This window comes from Collinsella sp. AF28-5AC (assembly GCF_003457875.1).
Classification (GTDB): Bacteria; Actinomycetota; Coriobacteriia; order Coriobacteriales; family Coriobacteriaceae; genus Collinsella.
In genome coordinates this window covers 1-760 of sequence record NZ_QRTA01000045.1, presented here as the reverse complement: position 1 = coordinate 760, position 760 = coordinate 1, and the positions used below count along the sequence as shown (strand labels likewise).

The following is a 760-nucleotide window of genomic DNA, read 5'->3' as shown; positions in this document are numbered from 1 at the left end:
CTCACGATGCTCCTCTGCGCGCTCGCCAACACGGTGACCGCGGCGTGGATGATCCCCGCAGGGCTCTTCCTCACGGCGCGGCTCGGAATGCTCGCGGGCATCTTCTGCCCGCTCGCCGCGCAGCTCGTGGGCGGGTTCGCCTGGTCGCTGGTGCCGCTGCCGCAGCTCTTTCCGCCGTCGGCGAGCATGGTCATACCCACGAGCTTCATCCCCGTGCTGCCGAGTGGCGAGCCACTCGCGGCGGACATGGCGCTCGGCGGGGCGCTCGCGGCGGACGGCATGCTCACGCTGGCGGGCCTTGCGGTCAGCGCGCTCGCGTTCGCCGCGCTCACGGCGGCGGGCGCGGCCTGGTTCGCGCGCTCCGAGGAGAGGTGATGGCCATGACACGACTCTCCGACCCGACGCCGCGCATGACTCTCCCGCGGGCCCTGCTCTCCGAGGCCCTGCGCCTGGCGCGCTCCCCGCTCACGGCGGTGCACCTCGTCTGCGGCCTGGCAGCCGGTCTTGCCTGCGGCGAGTACTTCTCCGTAACCCGATGGGACCCGGCGCTGGGCGCGGACGCCTACGCCCAGTTCCTCGGCGCCCTCATGCCGCTCATGTCCGCCATCGTCTGTGGGCTCACCGTGGACGACGAGCGCGCTGCCGGGCGTCTCGCCAACCTCACGGCGGTCCCCTCGCGCGGGCGCGCCGTCGCGGCGAAGCTGCTCGCCCTTGCGGCGCTCGGCGCGGGCGCGCTGGCCGTGGCGCTCGGCGTGTTCGG

At 74.2% G+C, this 760-nt stretch carries 2 pseudogenes; both read left to right on the top strand.

The features are described from left to right. A pseudogene (locus tag DWZ01_RS10605) lies at positions 1-375 on the top strand (hypothetical protein); the annotation flags it as partial. A 35-nt stretch (positions 376-410) separates the two neighbouring features. Next, positions 411-760 (top strand): annotated as a pseudogene (locus tag DWZ01_RS10600) (lantibiotic ABC transporter permease); the annotation flags it as partial.